The organism is Massilia sp. LXY-6, from assembly GCF_051233485.1.
GTDB lineage: Bacteria > Pseudomonadota > Gammaproteobacteria > Burkholderiales > Burkholderiaceae_D > Telluria.
Genome location: NZ_JBKFGF010000023.1, coordinates 106,746 through 124,156, shown reverse-complemented (window position 1 = coordinate 124,156; position 17,411 = coordinate 106,746). Strand labels below are relative to the sequence as shown.

Here is a 17,411-nt window from a genome sequence, read left to right as displayed (position 1 = left end):
TGAAGACGTGGCGGGGCCGGCACGGCCCCGGCTTGTGCGGTTTCTTATTTTCTATTGTCGGTTAGTTGCATTTTTTATGGCCGCCAGTCCCGCCTGCTGCGCAATTACCTTGTCTATTTGCATTTATTTGCGCAAAAGCAGCACATTCACAAAGAGTATTGCGCCGTCTCAGACAAGCGCCGGCCCTGCCCGGTAGCAGCTTCAAACACCCCTCGCAGCGCCCCGCCGACAATGACACCAGTTTCATGACCGCCTGTTCATTGTCCTGGAGGTGACGCAAAGATGAGAGCAAACTGCCTGCCGTGCATGACGCCGGATGTCGCAGCGCCCGGTCCGTATCGGGCCGCCGCCGATTCCCATGCCGCCTACCCTGCCGCCGGGGAAGGCGGTGTCGAATGATCAGGGTGCCGCCCCATGTCGTGCTCGGGCTCGGGCTCGGCCTTGCACTGGCGGTCGCGCGGGCCCGGGCCGGCCAGCTCGCGCCGCCCGAGCTGCCGGCCGAGCTGTCGGCCGGCGCCGGCATCGTCCGGGACGGTAGCGCCAGCGTGCAGCAGCCGCTCGGCAGTCCCCTCGCCCGCGGCGGCGGCGGGCTGCCCGCCCGGGGCGCCGGCCACCGGGGACGTCCTCCCCTTTAGGCCTGGGTGACCTGGAAGCCGATCCCGACCTCGGTCCAGGCCGCGGCTTCCTTCTCGAACCAGGCCGCCACCGTCGGGTGCTGCTTCAGCCAGCCGCGCGGCGTGTCGATCTCGATGCGGTTCTTCATGCGCAGGCGCAGGGCGTCAACGTCGCCGTCCACGCGCGCGTGCATGAACACGGCGGCCAGGCGCATCGCCAGCACGGCCCGCGCCAGCTCGGGCGCGCCGAGCTCTTCCCGCACCTTGCGCAGGTTGCCCTTCTGGGCCAGCACGATGGTGCTCATCAGGCGCTGCTCGCGGCTGGTGAAGCCCGGCAGGTCGGCATGCTCGACGATGTAGGCGGCGTGCTTGTGCGCGCCGGTATGCGAGACCGCCTGCCCGACCTCGTGCAGCAGGCAGCTCCACAGCAGGTGGCGGCGCAGGCTGTCGTCGCCCGTGCCCAGCCGGTCGAACAGCTGGCGCGCGATGGCGGCGGTGCGCAGCGCGCGCTGCTCGTCCACGCCGAAGCGGCGCATGCAGTCCTGGACCGCGCTGTCGCGGCGGTCGCTGCGGCGCGCGCGCAGCTCGAGGTCGGACAGCACGCCCAGGCGCAGGCCGGCGTTAATCGCGGTCATCGCGCGCACCCCGAACTCCTCCATCGCGCCAATCAACACGCTGAGGCCGCCCGCCATCACGATCACGCGCTCGCGCTTGATGCCGGGCAGATCGAAGGCGTCGACGTGGCCGGCACCGATCAGCCGGTCGCGCAGCGCCAGCAGGCTTTCCAGGGACATCGTGCCGTCGCCGAGGCGGCTGCGCGAGATGACCTCGTTGATCGCGCGGATCGTGCCCGAGGACCCGTACACGGCCTGCCAGCCGTGCGCGCGGTACTGGTCGGCCACGTCCTCGAAGCGCGCACGGGCGCCATTGACGGCGGCCTCGAAGGCCGCGGCGTCGACGACCCCGCCGGGGAAGTAGGCGGCGCTCTGCGGATGGGTGCCGATGCTGAAGGACTCGACCAGCTGGATCTCGTCGCCGCGGCCGGCGATCACCTCGGTCGAGCCGCCGCCGACGTCGATCACCAGGCGCTGTTCAGAGGGCCGGCCGAGCGCGGCGGAGACGCCCATGTAGATCAGCCGCCCCTCTTCCTCGCCCGAGATGACTTCGATCGGATGGCCGATCGCCGCCTCCAGGCGCGGCAGCAGGGCCTGGGCGTTGGTGGCCACGCGCATCGTGTTGGTGGCCACCACCCGCACCGCGTCCAGGCGGTACTGGCGCAGCAGCAGGCCGAACTCGCGCAGGCTGCGCACCGCCGTCTCCATCGCCTCACTCGTCAGCGCACCGTCCGGCCCCAGCCCGGCCGCGAGGCGGATCGGGTCGCGCGCGGTGCGCACGATGTGCATGTGGCCGGCGATGGCTTCGCCGATGTGGAGGCGGAAACTGTTAGAACCGAGGTCGACTGCTGCGTACATGAAATCTGTCCGGAAAGGCGTTGTATGCAGTATAGCCGCATGGGCTACGGCCTTGCACGCCGCCGCTGACGCTCCTGCCGAGTTGCTCGTTCGCCGCAGCTGTCGCGCCCGCCATCGTGCGCGCCGTGCCGTCTGCTAAGCTGTCGGGATCGTGCTTGCAGGAGGCCGCCATGCCGCTTCGCTCCATCGCAACCGCCTTCATTGCCGCCCTGGCCGGCCTGGCGCCGCTGGCCGCGCAGGCCAGCGCCACCGGCCACATCGTCCAGGGTCCGCTCACCTGGACCCTGGTCGACCTTCGCCCCGACGACGGCATCGCGCCCTCGCTCGTCTTCCAGCCCATCCCCTACGGCAAGCAATCGCCGGGCGCCATCAACATCAGCATCTGGTCGAACGGCAGCCATTCCGGCATCGACAAGATGGGCGACGGCAGCGGGGCGCTGTCGGCCGACTATACGGATGGCTTGCACAGCGGGTTCGGGCGGATGAGCGGGGCCGGACCGGGCAGCCCGCGCCTGGAAGCCGGGGCGTCCACCACGGGCACGGGCACCGCGGGCGCGTTCGACATGACCGACAGCCAGGTCAACGCGCCCTTCCTCCAGTTCCTGCTGGGACCCGGCACCGGCGTGGTGCTGAGCGCCGCCGCGCATGCCACCGGCAAGGTCAGCGACCTGTCCACGGACGAGTACGCGCGCGCCCAGCTCGACCTGGAGGCCGGCCTGTACTTCGGGAACGGCAACGCCAGCTTCTGGAGCGACGGCGCGCAATTGGAAGCCTCGACCTCGTCCGGCAAGCCGAGCTTCGACGACGAGCTCCGGCGCAGCCTTACTTTCGGCAACGGCACCGACGCCGCCGCTTACGGCTATATCGCTACCGACGTGTTGGTGTGGACCCGTGCCGCTTCCACGGTAGCGGCCGTGCCCGAGCCGGCCGCGGCCTGGATGCTGGCGCCGGGCCTGGTGCTGGTGGGGGGCGCGCTGCGCCGCCGCGCTCAGATCGGGTCGGTCGCCAGCTTCGAGCGCCGCACCGGCGCACCGATGCCGTAGCGCCGCGCCGACTGCCGCACCAGCGCCTCGAACCAGGGAGGCGCGTCCGGCGCGATCACGATGCTGCGCAGCAGCCGGCCGGCGTCGATCGGCACCACGATGCCGGCATGGGCGATCTCGGGCACCGGATCGCGCCCGGTGCGGTCGATGATGACCCGCACTTCCTTTTCGTATTCGTAGGCCTTGGTCTTGTAGGCGAAGATGCGGGCGTAGTCGGGCGAGACGTCCAGCTTGGGATCGCTCCAGTGCTTGACGTACTCGACCCGCTCGATCGAGATGTCCTGCTCTTTTTCGATGCCGCGCACGGTGTCGGCCAGCTGGCCCACCGTGGTCGTCAGCGCCACCGCGCATTCCGACTTGCCGTACAGCGCCCACATGGCGGCGCTGTCGTCCTGGCTGCGGTGCCAGCAATTGATGAAGACGGACTCACGCATGCGCCGCTTGAACTGTTCGTAGGTGTAGTCGATCTCACCCTTCGCATAGGCTTCGCTGATCTGTTGCCGCAGCGAGGGCGTGAACGCGCCTTCGAACTTGTCGCTGAAGCGGTCCGCGCGGCAGAAGAACAGGGTCGAGTTCTCGAAAAAGTCGAACAGCTTGGCGGCGTCCAGGTAGCGCCACAGGACGGTGTCCGGCCTCAACTGCTGGTTGATTTTCGGCTCGACAAAATTTCTGGCTTCAAGGGTGTCCATCGCTGAATCATTCTGGTTTCATTGGCTGGATAGGTTTGCACGATTGTAGTGCGGAGCACGCCGGGGCTGCCGGAAGCGGCGCAGTCTCCGGTGCGCTTGTAGGAATCGGCCGTATCAGGTCTTGCGTGCCGCAGCAAGGGGTAGGGGTTGATCGCTCCGCCCGCCGAGCCGGTTGCTGCCGGCATCGCACCCAGCCGGATCGCGTAGGCCAGGTTCTCCAGCCACGGAGCCAACACCGCCCCGAGGGCGATCAGGACGAGGGCAAGGGCCGGGCTCCGGAGGAACGTGCGCATGGCGGCGATAGGGGGCGGCGGGCGGATTTCCCGGCAGCCGGGCGCCCCCGGCCAGATCCCTGTGCAAGAATGAAAGCATGGAAACCGTCTGCACCATCGGCCATTCGAACCGCTCGATCGAGGAATTCATCGGCTTGCTGAAGCAAAACGGCGTCGCCTGCGTGCTCGACATCCGCACGGTGCCGAAGTCGCGCCACAATCCCCAGTTCGGCCAGGACCAGCTGCCGGGCTCGCTGGCCGCCGCCGGCATCGACTACCGCTATCTGGCCGGCCTGGGCGGCTTGAGGCGTCCACGCCCGGACTCGCCGAACAGCGGCTGGCGCAATACCTCCTTCCGGGGCTACGCCGACTACATGCAATCCGCGGAGTTCGCACGGAATGTCGAGGCGGTGATCGCGCTGGCCGAAAACACCCGCTGCGCATTGATGTGCGCCGAGGCCGTGCCCTGGCGCTGCCACCGCTCGCTGGTGGCCGACGCGCTGCTGGTGCGCGGCATTCCGGTCGAGGAAATCATCGGCCCCCAGAAACCGCGGCCGCACAAGCTCACGCCGTTTGCCAAGGTCGACGGCTTGCGCATCACCTATCCACCGGAAGAAGCCTCAACCAGTCCTGCATCCTAGTCCGGCATCGCCTGCAGATTCGCGCGCACCCGCGCCGGCGCGTCCAGCAGCGCGTCCTTTTCCTCGTCCGTGACCCGTCCAGCGCAGCTTCCTTCAGCCTGCCGTCCTTGCTGTGCAGGGCGCATGCACGGCCCTGCCCGGCGCGGGTGCGCCAGCTGCTGCTCGACAAGGCCGTGCCGAAACGGCATATGCGGGTGTCGCGCTACTGGAGTGAACAGCCGGTCCGCTCAGGCCTGCAGCGTGAGCCGCCGCTCCCGGTCCAGCACGTAACGGTCGAAATCGCTGGCCAGGAACAGCTGGCCGTCATACACCTCGCGCGCTTCGTTCTCCAGGTCCGCCATCGTCTGCGTCCCTTTATTCTCCAGCTGGTAGCGCGGACTGAAATGGGTCAGCACCAGGTTCGGCACCCCGGCCCGCGCGGCCGCCAGCGCCGTCATCCGCGCCGAACTGTGCTGCGGTCCGGGCCCGACCTTCTTCAACACCTCCTCGGTGTAGGTTGCTTCGTGGATCAGTACCTCGGCGTCGCGCGCCTCGTCGGCGAGCAGCTCCGGACTGTCGTTGTCGCCGCCGACGATGAGCTTGCGCGGCTTGCGGCCCGGCAGCAACCAGTCGCGCGGATCGAGCACCCGGCCGTCGGCCAGCGTGACACGCCTGCCGTGCTGCAGTTCGCCCCAGGCGACACCGCGCGCCACGCCGCCCGCCTCCAGCTTCGCCGTGTCCAGCTTGCGCTCGACCTCGCGCTCCGTGAACGAATAGGCCCACGAGGGCATGCGGTGCGACAGCGCGGTCGCGGCTACCCGCAGGTCCGGCAGCACCTCGGATTCCTCGAGCCGCGTGACGTCGACGAATTCGATCGGGAACGGCAGTCCCAGCTCCGTGGTCGCCATCACCCCCTCCAGGAAGGGGCGCAGCGGCGCCGGCCCGACCAGGGTCAGCGGCGCGGTGCGGTTCAGCATGCCGGCGCTGGCCAGCAGTCCGGGCAGGCCGTAGCAGTGGTCGCCGTGCATGTGGGTGATGAAGATGGCGCGCAAGTCGTGCAGCGACCAGTGGGTGCGCAGGATGCGGTGCTGGGTCCCTTCGCCGCAGTCGATCAGCGACCAGTGGCGCGCGGCGCGCGACGCGCCCAGCGAGCGCAGCGCCAGCGCGCTCACGTTGCGGGTCTTGCTCGGGGTTCCCGATGAGGTGCCGAGGAACTGGAATTCCATGCTGTCGTTCTCCTGTCTGCTGCGTCGATGCCATTATCGGGCATGCGATTCCCTGCCTTCGCTCCGCTGCAGCCCCGTTTCGCGCCACCTTCCCAAGGCTTCGTCGCATTCCGGCTTGTCCTCGCGCCGCCGGCTCGGCACAATACCCGGCATTGTTGGCAGAAAGGCAGAGCATGACGACCCTTACCGATTCCCTTGCCCTGGGCGCCGCCGTGCCGGCAAAGCTGCGCCGCCTCTTCCGGGACCTGCGCCTGGCCGCCGTCTACAGCACCCTGGCCGGGGTCCTGATCACGCTGGTGGAGGGCAAGCCGCAGATTCTGGTCAGCCAGATCGTGTACTCGCTCTGCATCGGACTGGTGTCGCTGCTGATCGTCGACGGCGCCCGCCTGCTGTTCTGGGACGATCCCTCGGCGCGGCGCAACATATGGCCGCCCTTCATCGCCCTGGTCGTGGCGACGGCGCCGGTGGCGCACTACAGCGGCATCGTGCTGGGCGCGCTGCTGCTGGGCGAGCGCTGGCCAAGCCTGGCCGATTATCCGTCGCAGCGGCAGGTCAGCATGATCCTGTTCTCGATGCTGTGCATTGGCGCATTCTCGCTGCTGATCGTCAGCCGCGAGCGGGTCGAGCGCATCAAGGTGGAACACAGGGAGGCACAGGCCCGGGCCGAGGCCGTCGAACGCCAGGCCCTGCAGGCCCAGCTGCGCCTGCTGCAGGCCCAGATTGAGCCGCACATGCTGTTCAATACCCTGGCCAACCTGCAGGGCCTGATCGCCATCGACCCGCAGCAGGCCGGCACGATGCTCGACCAGCTGATCCAGTACCTGCGCGCCACCTTGAGCGTCTCGCGCGCCGAGACCACCACGCTGGAACAGGAATTTTCGGCGCTCGAAGCCTACCTCGGCCTGATGTCGGTGCGCATGGGCGCCCGCCTCGCCTACCGCTGCAAGCTGCCGAACGAACTGCGCGCGGCGCGCCTGCCGACCATGCTGCTGCAGCCGCTGGTGGAGAACGCGATCGTGCACGGCCTCGAGCCGAAGCTCGACGGCGGCACGGTCACGCTGGAAGCGGCACAGCGCGGCGACCGGCTCGACATCACGGTGCGCGACACCGGCCTCGGCCTGGATCGCCCCGGCCCGGATCACAGGCACGGCGGTGGTGTCGGCCTGTCCACCACCCGCGAGCGCCTGCGGGTACTATATGGCGAGCGCGCCTCTGCCGAGCTGCTCCCCTCCCCGCCGCAAGGCGCGCAAGTCCGACTCACCCTTCCCCTGGAGCTCCCATGAGCGCATTCGCTGTCGATGTCCTGATCGCCGAGGATGAACCGATCCTCGCCGCCGTCCTCGCCCAGTCGCTGCAACGGCTGTGGCCGGGGCTCCGGATCGTGGGCACCGCGCCGAACGGCCTGGCGGCGGTCGAGCAGGCGCTGGCGCTGCGTCCGGATATCCTGTTCCTGGACATCAAGATGCCCGGCCAGACCGGGCTCGAAGCGGCCGAGGAGCTGGCCGAACGCTGGGACGGCACCCAGCCTTTCCCGGAAGTGGTGTTCGTGACCGCCTACGACGACTACGCGCTCAAGGCGTTCGAGCAGGCCGCCGCCGACTACGTGCTCAAGCCGGTCAGCGACGAGCGCCTGCGCCGCACGGTCGAGCGCCTGCGCACGCGCCTGCTCGCCCGCGGCCAGGCCGGCGGCGACGACGACGGCATGGCCCGGCTGATCGAGCAGATGCGCGCCCTGTTGCCGCTGGCTTCGGTGCCGGAACGCCTGACCACGATCCGCGCCGCGGTCGGCAACGTGGTGCGCATGATCCCGGTGCAGGACGTGGTGTACTTCCAGGCGCTGGACAAGTACGTCAACGTCGCCACCGCGGACAGCGAAGCCCTGATCCGGCTGCCGCTCAAGGAGCTGATGGCGCAGCTCGACCCGGCCCAGTTCTGCCAGGTCAGCCGCGGCAGCATCGTCAACATGAAGCACGTGGCCAGCGCCAGCCGCGACGAGCTGGGCAAGCTCAGCCTGGCGCTGCACGGCAGAAACGACCGACTCAAGGTCAGCCCACTGTTTGCGCACCTTTTCCGGCAGATGTAACATAGGCCAGGCAGTCAGGCGTCCTCCGGCCGGCTTCCTGACCCATCGGTGGAGACCGAACGATGATTCGGCGAACGCGCTTCCTGGCCTTCGCAGCGGTGATGTTCCTGCTCGCCCTGGTCCTTTCACCTGCCGCCCACGGCGCCGCAGGAGTCGGCCTGCTGACCGTCGACGGCGTCATCGGCCCGGCGAATGCCGACTACATCGTGCACGGCATCGCCCGCTCCGCCAGGCTCGGGCACCAGCTGGTGATCCTCGAAATCGACACGCCGGGCGGGCTCGACACCGCCATGCGCGAAGTGATCAAGGCGATCCTGACCTCGCCCGTGCCGGTGGCCGCCTATGTCGCGCCCGGCGGCGCCCGCGCCGCCAGTGCCGGCACCTACATCCTGTACGCGAGCCATGTCGCGGCGATGGCGCCCGGCACCAACCTCGGCGCGGCCACGCCGGTCGAGATCGGCCTGGGCCAGCCCCGGCAGCCCGGAGGGCAGAAGCAGCCGGATAAGGCTGCAAATAGCGAGACAAATAACGCCAACGAAGCCTCCACCATGGCGCGCAAGCAGGTCAACGACGCCGCAGCCTACCTGCGCGGCCTGGCGCAGATGCGCGGACGGAACGCCGACTGGGCCGAGCGCGCCGTGCGCGAATCCGTCAGCCTGAGCGCCGAGGAAGCCTTGGCACAGCACGTCATCGAGATCGTCGCGCCGGACGTGCCGAGCCTGCTGGCCCAGCTCGACGGCAAGACGCTCACCGCCCTCGGACAGGCCCGGCGCCTCGCTACCCGCGGGGTGGTGCCGGCCGAATTCGCGCCGGACTGGCGCACCCGGCTGCTGGCGGCGGTCACCCATCCCAGCGTCGCCCTGCTCCTGATGACCATCGGCGTCTACGGCCTGGTGTTCGAATTCATGAACCCCGGCTTCGTCGCGCCCGGCGTGGTCGGGGCCATCTGCCTGCTGCTGGCGCTCTATGCCCTGCAGCTGCTGCCGGTGAACTACGCGGGCCTGGCGCTCGCCCTGCTCGGCCTGATGCTGATGGTGGCCGAAGCCTTCCTGCCCAGTTTCGGCGTGATCGGCTTCGGCGGCATCGTCGCCTTCATCGCGGGCGCGCTGATGCTCGTGGACACGGACGTGCCCGGGTACGGCATCCCGCCGGGACTGATCGGCGCGCTCGGCCTGGCCAGCGCGCTGCTGCTGATCGGCACCGCCCGCCTCGCACTGGCCAGCCGCAGACGCCCGGTCGCCAGCGGTGCCGCCACGCTGATCGGCGCGACCGCCCAGGTCGAGACAGTCGCGCCGGACGGCGGCCGCGAGGGCTGGATACGCATCGAAGGCGAACTGTGGCAGGCAGCCTGCGCCCTGCCCCTGCGTCGCGCACAAACGGTCAAGGTCGTGGGCCGCAAGGGATTGACGCTGGAGGTCGTCCCGGTCGACGCCGCACAGGGAGGGCAAGGATAATGTTCAATATCGGTATCGGCTTCGGCGCGCTCATCATCCTGCTGTTCCCGCTGCTGGCCTCGGCCATCCGGGTGCTGCGCGAGTACGAACGCGGCGTCGTGTTCCAGCTCGGGCGCTTCTGGGGCGTAAAGGGTCCCGGCCTGATCATCCTGATTCCGCTGTTCCAGCAGATGGTGCGGGTCGACCTGCGCACCGTCGTGCTCGACGTGCCGACCCAGGACGTCATCTCGCGCGACAACGTGTCGGTCAAGATGAATGCGGTGATCTATTTCCGCGTGGTCGACCCGGAAAAGGCGATCATCCAGGTGGCGAATTTCATGGAAGCGACCAGCCAGCTGGCGCAGACCACCTTGCGTTCCGTGCTGGGCAAGCACGAACTCGACGAGATGCTGGCCGAGCGCGAACGCCTGAACCTGGACATCCAGAAGGTGCTCGACGCCCAGACCGACGCCTGGGGCATCAAGGTCTCGAATGTCGAGATCAAGCACATCGACCTCGACGAATCAATGGTGCGCGCGATCGCCCGCCAGGCCGAGGCCGAGCGCGAGCGCCGCGCCAAGGTGATCCACGCCGAGGGCGAACTGCAGGCCTCGGAAAAGCTGCAGCAGGCGGCCTTCGTGCTGTCGCAGCAGGAAGGGGCGATGCAGCTGCGCTACATGCAGACCCTGGGCGCGATCGCCGGGGACAAGTCGTCGACCATCGTGTTTCCCTTGCCGATCGATCTGCTGGCGGGGGCCAGGGACAAGGCGTCCGGTGCGGGCTGAATCACGCCGTGACGGCCCGGTCGGCTCGATATGGTCGATCATGATGGTTCTTTTTGGGGCAAGACGAATCGTTCACTGTACATCCTGTACTCGAGGGCCGCCCGGTCCAGGCTCCCCTCCCACGCCGCTACCACGACGCATGCCACGCCGTGGCCGATGACGTTCGTCAGCAGCCGGCATTTCATGGTGCGGTCGACCGCGAACAGGATCGCCACCATCTCCGGCGGCGCCACGTGCAGCAGCGCCACCGTCGCCGCCAGCGTGGCGATGCCGGAGCCCGCCACCCCGACCGCTCCCTTGCTGCTGACCAGCGCCACGCCCAGCATCAGCACCAGCTCATGCCAGCCCAGGTGCACCCGGGCGGCCTGCGCCAGAAACATCAGCGCCAGCGCGATGTACAGGTAGGTACCCGCCAGGTTGAGGGAATACGAAAACGGCAGCACGACCCCGGTTACCGCGCGCGGGCAGCCGAGGCGTTCGAGCTTTTCGCTGAGCGGCGCAAGGCCGGCCAGCGAAGAACTCGTGAAGAACACGAGGTAGAGTTCGGCGCGCACATAGGCGAGGAAGCGCAGCAGCGGCAGCCCGGCGAGCCGCGCCATGCCGCCCAGGACGACCAGCACGAACAGCAGGCTCGCGAGGTTGATCGCGGCAATGAACTTCAGCAGCGGCAGCAGCGACACCAGGCCGTGGTGTGCCACTGTCGCCGCCATCGCGCCAAACGCGGCCAGCGGCGCCAGCTGCAGAACGGCCTTGATCGCCTGGAACAGGCGCGCACGGCAGCGCTCGACCAGCGCCAGCGCGCCCGTGTGCGGGAGGCGTCCCAGCAGCAGCCCGGCCGGCAGCGCCGCAGCCAGCAGCGGCAGGTTGTTTGCCCGCAGCGGTGGCAGGCGATCCAGCCAGTCCAGCATCCCGGCCTGCAGCGGCGCAGCGCTCGACGCGGGGGCCGCCCCCGTCGCGAGCGAGGCGCCGGCGCCGGGCTCCAAGGCCCAGCCGGCCGCCAGCCCGGCCAGCAGCGACAGCAGTGACATCGCCGCGAAGTAGATCAATGCATAGGCGCCGGTGCGGCCCTGCTCGCGGTCGCGCCCAAGCGCCGCAACGCCGGCGGCGAGCATGCAGAAGACCAGCGGGTAGGTGAGCCAGCCGAGCAGGCGGATGAAGGCTTCGCCCAGGGGCTCCATCTGCGCCGCCAGCGATGGGGCGAACAGTCCCAGCGCCAGGCCTGCGGCGACCGGCAGCGCCAGCGGCAGGAAGGGGGATCGATGCAGTCCGCGCACGCCCTGCCCTTACGCCGGCACTGCGGCGACCCCGGCACCAGTGCCGATCAGGCGCCCGACCGTGGCGCTGCCCTCGCGCGCCTCCGCCAGGAAGCTGTCGCCCCCGGCGCCAAGCGCGGCGCCTTTCCGATGCCGGCGAAACAGCCCGAAGCCGACGTTCCGTTGCGGGGCCCGGATCTGCTGGCTCAATGACGGCTGCCGCATGCCCAGGCGTCTGGCGGCACGGGTGAAATAGCCTTCCTCGGCCACACCACGAAATAGCGCGGGTGTCTCAGTTCCATGCCGCCTTAATATGTTTTATGTATGGGATACCAATTTTCGGGATATTTTACCTTGGAGAAAGGGATTGGTAGCATCTTTTGCGGATTATTTGCCACGATGACAGTACCGAAGACCTGGAGCGCTTCGCCGTCAAGGTCAAACCTGGATTCGCCTGGGCTGACTCGGTATGGCGGCAGGCATCATGCACGTGTTCTGACCAGCGCCACCACCTGCTCGCCGCGGTAGCGGGCGAGCAGCTCCGGCCACTGCGCGTCCAGGTTGTTCATGGCCGCCTGCTTGATGTGGCCATAGCCGCGCACCTTGTCCGGCAAGGCCGCCAGCTTCAGCGCCGCTTCCTTGTTGTGCGCCCCCAGGCTGGCGGCCAGCTCGCGGACGAAGGCCAGGTAGCGGTCGCGCAGCGCGCGCTCGCGCTGGCGCTCGCGCGTGTAGCCGAACGGGTCCAGCGGCGTACCGCGCAGCCTCTTGAGACGGGCCAGCGCGCCGAACACCGGCATCATCCAGCCGCCGAACGTCGCCTTGGCAGGCAGCTCGGAACCCGGCTTTTTGCGCGCCAGCAGCGGCGGCGCCAGGTGGAAGGCCAGCTTGACGTCGCCGTCGAACTGCGCGGCGATCTGGGCGCGGAAGGCGGGGTCGGCATGCAGGCGCGCCACTTCGTACTCGTCCTTGTACGCCATCACCTTGAACAGGTTGCGCGCGACCGCCTTGCTCACCGGCCGGCGCGAGCCCTCGCCGTCGAGCGCCAGCTCGCGCCGCTCGACCGCGGCCACCGCCTCCCGGTACTGGCGCGCATAGGCGGCGTCCTGGTAGCCGGTCAGCCAGTCGGCGCGGAAGGCGACCATCTCTTCCAGCGACTTCGACGCAGCAAACTGGATCACCTGCGCCGGCTGCGCCATGCCCTCGAGCGCAGCGGGGTCCGCGGCGAGCAGGCGGCCCAGCGTGAAGGCGCGCTTGTTCATGTCGACCGCCACGCCGTTCAGTTCGATCGCCCGCATCAGCGCGGCCAGGCCCACCGGCACCAGCCCCTGCTGCCACGCATAGCCCATCAGCAGGACATTGCTGCCGACCGGATCGCCGAGGAAGCGCGATGCCGTCGCCTGCGCATCGAGGCGCAGCAGCCGGGAGTCTCCGGCGGCGGCGCCCAGCCTGGCCAGCAGGCCTTCGCGGTCGACCTGCGCATCAGGGTCGCGGGTGAAATCGGCGGTCGGGATCTCGTGTTCGTTGGCGACCACCCTGGTGTGCCCGTGGCGCATGACGGCCAGGCCGTCCGGCATGCTCGCTACCACCAGGTCGCAGGCGAACACCGCATCGGCCTGGCGCAGGTCGATCCGTACCTGGTGCAGGCGCTCCGGTGAGGAGGCCACGCGCACGTGCGACAGCACCGCGCCGCCCTTCTGCGCGAAGCCCATGAAGTCGAGCGTGGACGCACCCTTGCCTTCCAGGTGCGCGGCCATCGTGACCAGGGCGCCCACCGTGACGACACCGGTGCCGCCGACGCCCGCCACCAGGATCTCGAAGGGTTTCTCCAGTGCGGGCTGCGGCGGCAGCGAATGCGCCGCGAGCGCGCGCTCCAGGTCGGCCAGGGATAGTTTCTGGCCGCCCGGCTTGCGCAGCGTGCCGCCCAGGACCGAGACGAAACTCGGGCAGAAGCCCTCGACGCAGGAATAATCCTTGTTGCAGGACGATTGCTCGATCTGGCGCTTGCGGCCCAGTTCCGTCTCGAGCGGCAGGATGGACAGGCAGTTCGACTGCACGCCACAATCGCCGCAGCCTTCGCACACGGCCGGATTGATCATCATGCGCCGGGCCGGATCGAGGAACACGGTCTTGTCCGGCGTGTTCTTCTTGCGGCGGCGGCGCTTTTCGGCGGCGCAGGTCTGGTCGTACACCAGCACCGTCACGCCGGGGATCTCGCGCAGCCTGCGCTGGACCGCATCGAGTTCGCTGCGGTGATGCACGCTCACGCCGTCCGGCAGCGCCACGCCTTCGTAGTTGTCCGGGTAATCGGTGACCACCACGGCCTTGTTGACGCCTTCGCTGATCACCTGCTGTAGGATCTGCGGCACCGACAGCGTACCGTCCACCGGCTGCCCACCCGTCATCGCCACCGCATCGTTGTACAGGATCTTGTAGGTGATGTTGACGCCGGCGGCGACGCTCTGGCGGATCGCCAGCGATCCGGAATGGTAGAAGGTGCCGTCGCCGAGGTTCTGGAAGATGTGCGGCTCATCGACGAAGCGCGAGGTGCCGGCCCAGCTGACGCCCTCGCCGCCCATCTGCGACAGGTAATAGGTGTCGCGCTGCATCCAGGTCGCCATGAAGTGGCAGCCGATGCCGGCCAGCGCGCGGCTACCCTCGGGCACGCGGGTCGAGGTGTTGTGCGGACAGCCGGAGCAGAAATACGGCGTGCGCTTGATGGCATCAAGGCCGTTCGAGGGCAGCTCGGCGGCGCAGAAATCCGGCAGGAAGCGGTGCAGGTCCAGCGCCGGAAATTTTGCCCCGAGCCAGCGCACCAGCACCGGCGCGATGCGCGACGGCCGCAGTTCGCCCAGCGCGGACAGCAGCGCTGCACCGTCGCGGTCGGTCTTGCCGATCACGGCGGGGCGCCGTTCCGGGGCCAGGTTATAGAACAGGTTCTTGACCTGCTGTTCGATCACCGGGCCTTTTTCCTCGACCACCAGGATCTCGTCCAGCCCCTGCGCGAAGGCCGACAGGCGGGTCGCCTCCAGCGGATAGCTCAGGCCCGGCTTGTACAGGCGCACGCCAAGTTCTTGCAGGCGTTCGAGGCCCAGGCCCATGCGCTCCAGTGCTTCGATCAGATCGAGGTAAGCCTTGCCGGCGCCGATGATGCCGATGGACGCGCCGGGCGCGGGCACGACCAGGCGGTCGATCGAATTGGCGCGCGCAAAAGCCTGTACCGCCTCCAGCTTGGCGGCCACGCGCTGCTCCAGCGCCAGGCCCGGCAAATCCGGCCAGCGGTTATGCAGGCCGCCGGGTGGCGGCGTGTAATCGGTAGGCGTGGCGAACGAAGGCATCGGCGGCAGTTCGACCACCGCGCCGCCTTCCACCGTTTCGGAGATCGCCTTGAAACCGCACCAGGCGCCCGAATAGCGCGACAGGGCCCAGCCGTACAGGCCGAATTCCAGGTATTCCTGGATGTTCGCCGGGTTAATCACCGGCATGCCCCAGGCGATCAGCGCCTGCTCGCTCTGGTGCGGCATCGACGAGGACACGCAGCCGTGATCGTCGCCCAGGATCGCCAGCACCCCGCCATGCGGCGACGAGCCGTAGACGTGGCCGTGCTTGAGCGCGTCGCCGGCGCGGTCGACGCCCGGCCCTTTGCCGTACCACATCGCGAACACGCCGTCGACCTTGCGGGTCGGATTGGCCTCGACCTGCTGCGATCCCATCACGGCCGTCGCGCCGAGCTCCTCGTTGATCGCGGGGAGGAATTCGACCTGGCGCTCCTGCAGCAGCGCCTTCGCGCGCCACAGCTCCTGGTCCACCGCACCGAGCGGCGAACCGCGGTAGCCGCTGACGAAACCAGCGGTTTGCAGCCGGTTCGCTTCGTCGAGCTGCTTCTGCATGCAGAGCAGGCGCACCAGGGCCTGGGTACCGGTCAGGAACACCCGGCCCCGGCTACGGGTCAGGTTGTCGTCGAGTGCGTAGTCGGGGTCCGCCAGCCCGGCCGGCGCGGGGAATGTCATGTCGTTCATGCAACTATGATATTCCCTGGACCGCGAAAGATTTTGTCTATCTGCTCGGCTCCCGGCGCTAGAATCGCAAGAACTTGTCTACTTTGATCCCTTAAGATGAAAAATCTTTCGATTGATGGCGCATCCGTGAAAATTCTCGCCGAGCTGCAGAAGAACGGCAGGATCTCGTCCAACGAACTGTCCGAAAAGATCGGCATGTCGGCCAGCCCCTGCTGGCGGCGCCAGAAGGAGCTGGAGGACAATGGCTACATCGTCCGCTACACCGCCCTGCTCGACCGCCGCAAGCTGGGGCTGGCGGTCGTCTGCCTGCTGCACGTGTCGCTGCTGCGCCATGCTGAGGGGGTGGTCGAGCAGTTCGAGCAGGCGATGCGCTTGAGGCCCGAGGTGGTCGAGTGCTACGAGACGACGGGTAGCTCGGATTACCTGGTAAAGGTGGTCGTGGCCGACATGGATGCCTACCACGACTTCTTGCACAACGTGCTGGTGAAGCTGAACGGGGTGTCGCAGGTGAACACCAGCGTGGCGCTGCGGGAGGTGAAGTACGAGACGGCCCTCCCCTTGTAGCGGCCCGGTTTACCGCTGTTTGACGATGCCGCGGTACACCAGGAAGGTGGCGAACAGGCTGATCGCGCCGGCGCCCGCCATCCAGAAGCCGGGGGCCGCCTTGTCGCCGGTGGCTTCGATCAGCCACGTGGAGATCAGGGGCGTCATGCCGCCGAACAGTGCGGTCGCCAGGCTGTAGGCCAGCGAGAACCCGGTCGTGCGCACCTGGACCGGAATGATCTCCGTCAGCGCGACGATGGTGGCGCCGTTGTAGCTGCCGTACAGGAAGGACAGCCACAGTTCGATCAGCACCATGTGGCCGAAGCTCGGGTTCGCGATCAGCCACGACAGCGCGGGGTAAGCGGTGAGCGCCGCCAGCGCCGAGCAGACGGCCATCACGGGCCAGCGTCCGATACGGTCCGAGAGGGCACCCATGACCGGCAGCCAGATGAAATTCGACACCCCGACGCACAAGGTCACGAGCAGGCTTTCCGCGGTGCTCAGCTTGAGGACGCTCTTGCCGAAGGTGGGCGTGTACACCGTGATCAGGTAGAACGCGACCGTCGTCATGACGACCAGCCCGGCCCCGGCCGCGACGAGCGCCCAGTTCGAGGCCATCGTACGCATCATCTGGCGGAAGGTCGGATGGGTCTTCTGCGCCAGGTAGGCCTCGGTTTCCTGCAGCGAGCGGCGGATATAGAACACCACCGGGATGATCGAACAGCCGATGAAGAACGGAATGCGCCAGCCCCAATCGGCAATCACTTCCTTGGGCATGGCCTGGTTGAGGCCATAGCCCAGCGCGGCGGCAAAGATGACGGCAAGCTGCTGGCTGGCCGACTGCCAGCTGACGTAAAAGCCCTTGTTGCCGGGCGTTGCCATCTCGGACAGGTAGACGGACACGCCGCCCAGTTCCACGCCGGCGGAGAAGCCCTGCAGCAGGCGCCCGATCAGCACCAGCAAGGGCGCCAGCAGGCCGATGCTGGCATATCCCGGGACGAAGGCGATCAGCGCCGTCCCCGACGCCATGATCCCCAGCGTCAGCACGAGTCCCTTGCGGCGGCCGATGCGGTCGATGTAGCTGCCCAGGAAAATCGCGCCCAGCGGCCGCATGAAGAAGCCCGCGCCGAAGGTGGCAAAGGTCATCATCAGCGCGGCGTACTCGCTCGAGGTCGGGAAGAAGGCGCCGGCAATCTGGTGGGCGTAGAAGCCGAACAGGAAAAAATCATACATTTCGATGAAGTTTCCGCTCGTGACCCGGATGACGGCAGCGAGCTTCGACGGGGCGCGCGCGGACGCGGACGCGGCAGGCGCCACTTGGCTGGCCTTGGCGGTGGAATGAGTGGACATGATGCGCTCTCG

At 68.2% G+C, this 17,411-nt stretch carries 16 protein-coding genes; 8 read left to right on the top strand and 8 right to left on the bottom strand.

Annotation, left to right across the window (positions count from 1 at the left end):
• Positions 1-395 precede the first annotated feature (395 nt).
• On the top strand, positions 396-635 hold the full coding sequence (locus ACI48D_RS12160; protein WP_435571477.1) for a hypothetical protein: 240 nt from the start codon (positions 396-398) through the stop codon (positions 633-635).
• Here the strand turns inward: ACI48D_RS12160 and ACI48D_RS12155 are convergent.
• Positions 632-2,086 (bottom strand): Ppx/GppA phosphatase family protein, encoded by a 1,455-nt coding sequence (locus tag ACI48D_RS12155; protein WP_435571476.1) that lies wholly within the window; start codon positions 2,084-2,086, stop codon positions 632-634. The genes ACI48D_RS12160 and ACI48D_RS12155 overlap by 4 nt on opposite strands.
• Before the next feature lie 170 nt (positions 2,087-2,256).
• On the opposite strand from ACI48D_RS12155, the gene ACI48D_RS12150 reads away from it, so the two are divergent.
• Entirely contained in the window at positions 2,257-3,129 is an 873-nt protein-coding gene (locus ACI48D_RS12150) for a hypothetical protein (protein WP_435571475.1), read from the top strand.
• On the opposite strand, the gene ACI48D_RS12145 is transcribed toward ACI48D_RS12150, so the two are convergent.
• Positions 3,075-3,818, bottom strand: a complete 744-nt coding sequence (locus ACI48D_RS12145) for a hypothetical protein (protein ID WP_435571474.1) — start codon at positions 3,816-3,818, stop codon at positions 3,075-3,077. The genes ACI48D_RS12150 and ACI48D_RS12145 overlap by 55 nt on opposite strands.
• A gap of 370 nt (positions 3,819-4,188) precedes the next feature.
• Between ACI48D_RS12145 and ACI48D_RS12140 the strand changes: the two genes are divergently transcribed.
• On the top strand, positions 4,189-4,731 hold the full coding sequence (locus ACI48D_RS12140) for a DUF488 domain-containing protein (RefSeq protein WP_435571473.1): 543 nt from the start codon (positions 4,189-4,191) through the stop codon (positions 4,729-4,731).
• Here the strand turns inward: ACI48D_RS12140 and ACI48D_RS12135 are convergent.
• Both ACI48D_RS12135 and ACI48D_RS12130 read right to left on the bottom strand, forming a co-directional pair.
• Positions 4,728-4,856, bottom strand: coding sequence for a hypothetical protein (locus ACI48D_RS12135; RefSeq protein ID WP_435571472.1), 129 nt, complete (start codon positions 4,854-4,856; stop codon positions 4,728-4,730). The genes ACI48D_RS12140 and ACI48D_RS12135 overlap by 4 nt on opposite strands.
• Positions 4,857-4,958: 102 nt before the next feature.
• Positions 4,959-5,936 carry a ribonuclease Z gene (locus ACI48D_RS12130; RefSeq protein WP_435571471.1) on the bottom strand — a complete coding sequence of 326 codons (978 nt, stop codon included), beginning with the start codon at positions 5,934-5,936 and terminating at the stop codon, positions 4,959-4,961.
• Between the two features lie 173 nt (positions 5,937-6,109).
• Between ACI48D_RS12130 and ACI48D_RS12125 the strand changes: the two genes are divergently transcribed.
• From ACI48D_RS12125 to ACI48D_RS12110, 4 genes are all read left to right on the top strand, one after another.
• On the top strand, positions 6,110-7,219 hold the full coding sequence (locus tag ACI48D_RS12125) for a sensor histidine kinase (RefSeq protein ID WP_435571470.1): 1,110 nt from the start codon (positions 6,110-6,112) through the stop codon (positions 7,217-7,219).
• Positions 7,216-8,019, top strand: coding sequence for a LytR/AlgR family response regulator transcription factor (locus ACI48D_RS12120; RefSeq protein WP_435571469.1), 804 nt, complete (start codon positions 7,216-7,218; stop codon positions 8,017-8,019). The genes ACI48D_RS12125 and ACI48D_RS12120 overlap by 4 nt, the downstream gene beginning before the upstream one ends.
• Positions 8,020-8,081: 62 nt before the next feature.
• Entirely contained in the window at positions 8,082-9,473 is a 1,392-nt protein-coding gene (locus tag ACI48D_RS12115; protein WP_435571468.1) for an NfeD family protein, read from the top strand.
• Entirely contained in the window at positions 9,473-10,237 is a 765-nt protein-coding gene (locus ACI48D_RS12110) for a slipin family protein (protein WP_435571467.1), read from the top strand. Before ACI48D_RS12115 ends, ACI48D_RS12110 begins: the two co-directional genes overlap by 1 nt.
• Before the next feature lie 38 nt (positions 10,238-10,275).
• On the opposite strand, the gene ACI48D_RS12105 is transcribed toward ACI48D_RS12110, so the two are convergent.
• From ACI48D_RS12105 to ACI48D_RS12095, 3 genes are all read right to left on the bottom strand, one after another.
• On the bottom strand, positions 10,276-11,511 hold the full coding sequence (locus ACI48D_RS12105) for a cation:dicarboxylate symporter family transporter (RefSeq protein ID WP_435571466.1): 1,236 nt from the start codon (positions 11,509-11,511) through the stop codon (positions 10,276-10,278).
• A gap of 9 nt (positions 11,512-11,520) precedes the next feature.
• Positions 11,521-11,715: a hypothetical protein gene (locus ACI48D_RS12100; RefSeq protein ID WP_435571465.1), complete on the bottom strand. Its 195-nt coding sequence runs from the start codon at positions 11,713-11,715 to the stop codon at positions 11,521-11,523.
• A gap of 257 nt (positions 11,716-11,972) precedes the next feature.
• Complete coding sequence (locus ACI48D_RS12095) at positions 11,973-15,497, bottom strand: indolepyruvate ferredoxin oxidoreductase family protein (protein WP_435571596.1); 3,525 nt, start codon at positions 15,495-15,497, stop codon at positions 11,973-11,975.
• A 105-nt stretch (positions 15,498-15,602) separates the two neighbouring features.
• Between ACI48D_RS12095 and ACI48D_RS12090 the strand changes: the two genes are divergently transcribed.
• Complete coding sequence (locus ACI48D_RS12090) at positions 15,603-16,070, top strand: Lrp/AsnC family transcriptional regulator (protein WP_435571464.1); 468 nt, start codon at positions 15,603-15,605, stop codon at positions 16,068-16,070.
• A gap of 9 nt (positions 16,071-16,079) precedes the next feature.
• Here ACI48D_RS12090 and ACI48D_RS12085 read toward each other — a convergent pair whose 3' ends face one another.
• Complete coding sequence (locus ACI48D_RS12085) at positions 16,080-17,399, bottom strand: MFS transporter (RefSeq protein ID WP_435571463.1); 1,320 nt, start codon at positions 17,397-17,399, stop codon at positions 16,080-16,082.
• Positions 17,400-17,411 lie beyond the last annotated feature (12 nt).

Bases quoted from the DNA above. Each gene is read 5' to 3' on its own strand.
- ACI48D_RS12135 (WP_435571472.1), bottom strand. From the start codon at position 4,856: ATGCGCCCTGCACAGCAAGGACGGCAGGCTGAAGGAAGCTGCGCTGGA.
- ACI48D_RS12085 (WP_435571463.1), bottom strand. From the start codon at position 17,399: ATGTCCACTCATTCCACCGCCAAGGCCAGCCAAGTGGCGCCTGCCGCG.
- ACI48D_RS12130 (WP_435571471.1), bottom strand. From the start codon at position 5,936: ATGGAATTCCAGTTCCTCGGCACCTCATCGGGAACCCCGAGCAAGACC.
- ACI48D_RS12145 (WP_435571474.1), bottom strand. From the start codon at position 3,818: ATGGACACCCTTGAAGCCAGAAATTTTGTCGAGCCGAAAATCAACCAG.
- ACI48D_RS12155 (WP_435571476.1), bottom strand. From the start codon at position 2,086: ATGTACGCAGCAGTCGACCTCGGTTCTAACAGTTTCCGCCTCCACATC.
- ACI48D_RS12125 (WP_435571470.1), top strand. From the start codon at position 6,110: ATGACGACCCTTACCGATTCCCTTGCCCTGGGCGCCGCCGTGCCGGCA.
- ACI48D_RS12110 (WP_435571467.1), top strand. From the start codon at position 9,473: ATGTTCAATATCGGTATCGGCTTCGGCGCGCTCATCATCCTGCTGTTC.
- ACI48D_RS12100 (WP_435571465.1), bottom strand. From the start codon at position 11,715: ATGCGGCAGCCGTCATTGAGCCAGCAGATCCGGGCCCCGCAACGGAAC.
- ACI48D_RS12095 (WP_435571596.1), bottom strand. From the start codon at position 15,497: ATGACATTCCCCGCGCCGGCCGGGCTGGCGGACCCCGACTACGCACTC.
- ACI48D_RS12160 (WP_435571477.1), top strand. From the start codon at position 396: ATGATCAGGGTGCCGCCCCATGTCGTGCTCGGGCTCGGGCTCGGCCTT.
- ACI48D_RS12115 (WP_435571468.1), top strand. From the start codon at position 8,082: ATGATTCGGCGAACGCGCTTCCTGGCCTTCGCAGCGGTGATGTTCCTG.
- ACI48D_RS12150 (WP_435571475.1), top strand. From the start codon at position 2,257: ATGCCGCTTCGCTCCATCGCAACCGCCTTCATTGCCGCCCTGGCCGGC.
- ACI48D_RS12140 (WP_435571473.1), top strand. From the start codon at position 4,189: ATGGAAACCGTCTGCACCATCGGCCATTCGAACCGCTCGATCGAGGAA.
- ACI48D_RS12120 (WP_435571469.1), top strand. From the start codon at position 7,216: ATGAGCGCATTCGCTGTCGATGTCCTGATCGCCGAGGATGAACCGATC.
- ACI48D_RS12090 (WP_435571464.1), top strand. From the start codon at position 15,603: ATGAAAAATCTTTCGATTGATGGCGCATCCGTGAAAATTCTCGCCGAG.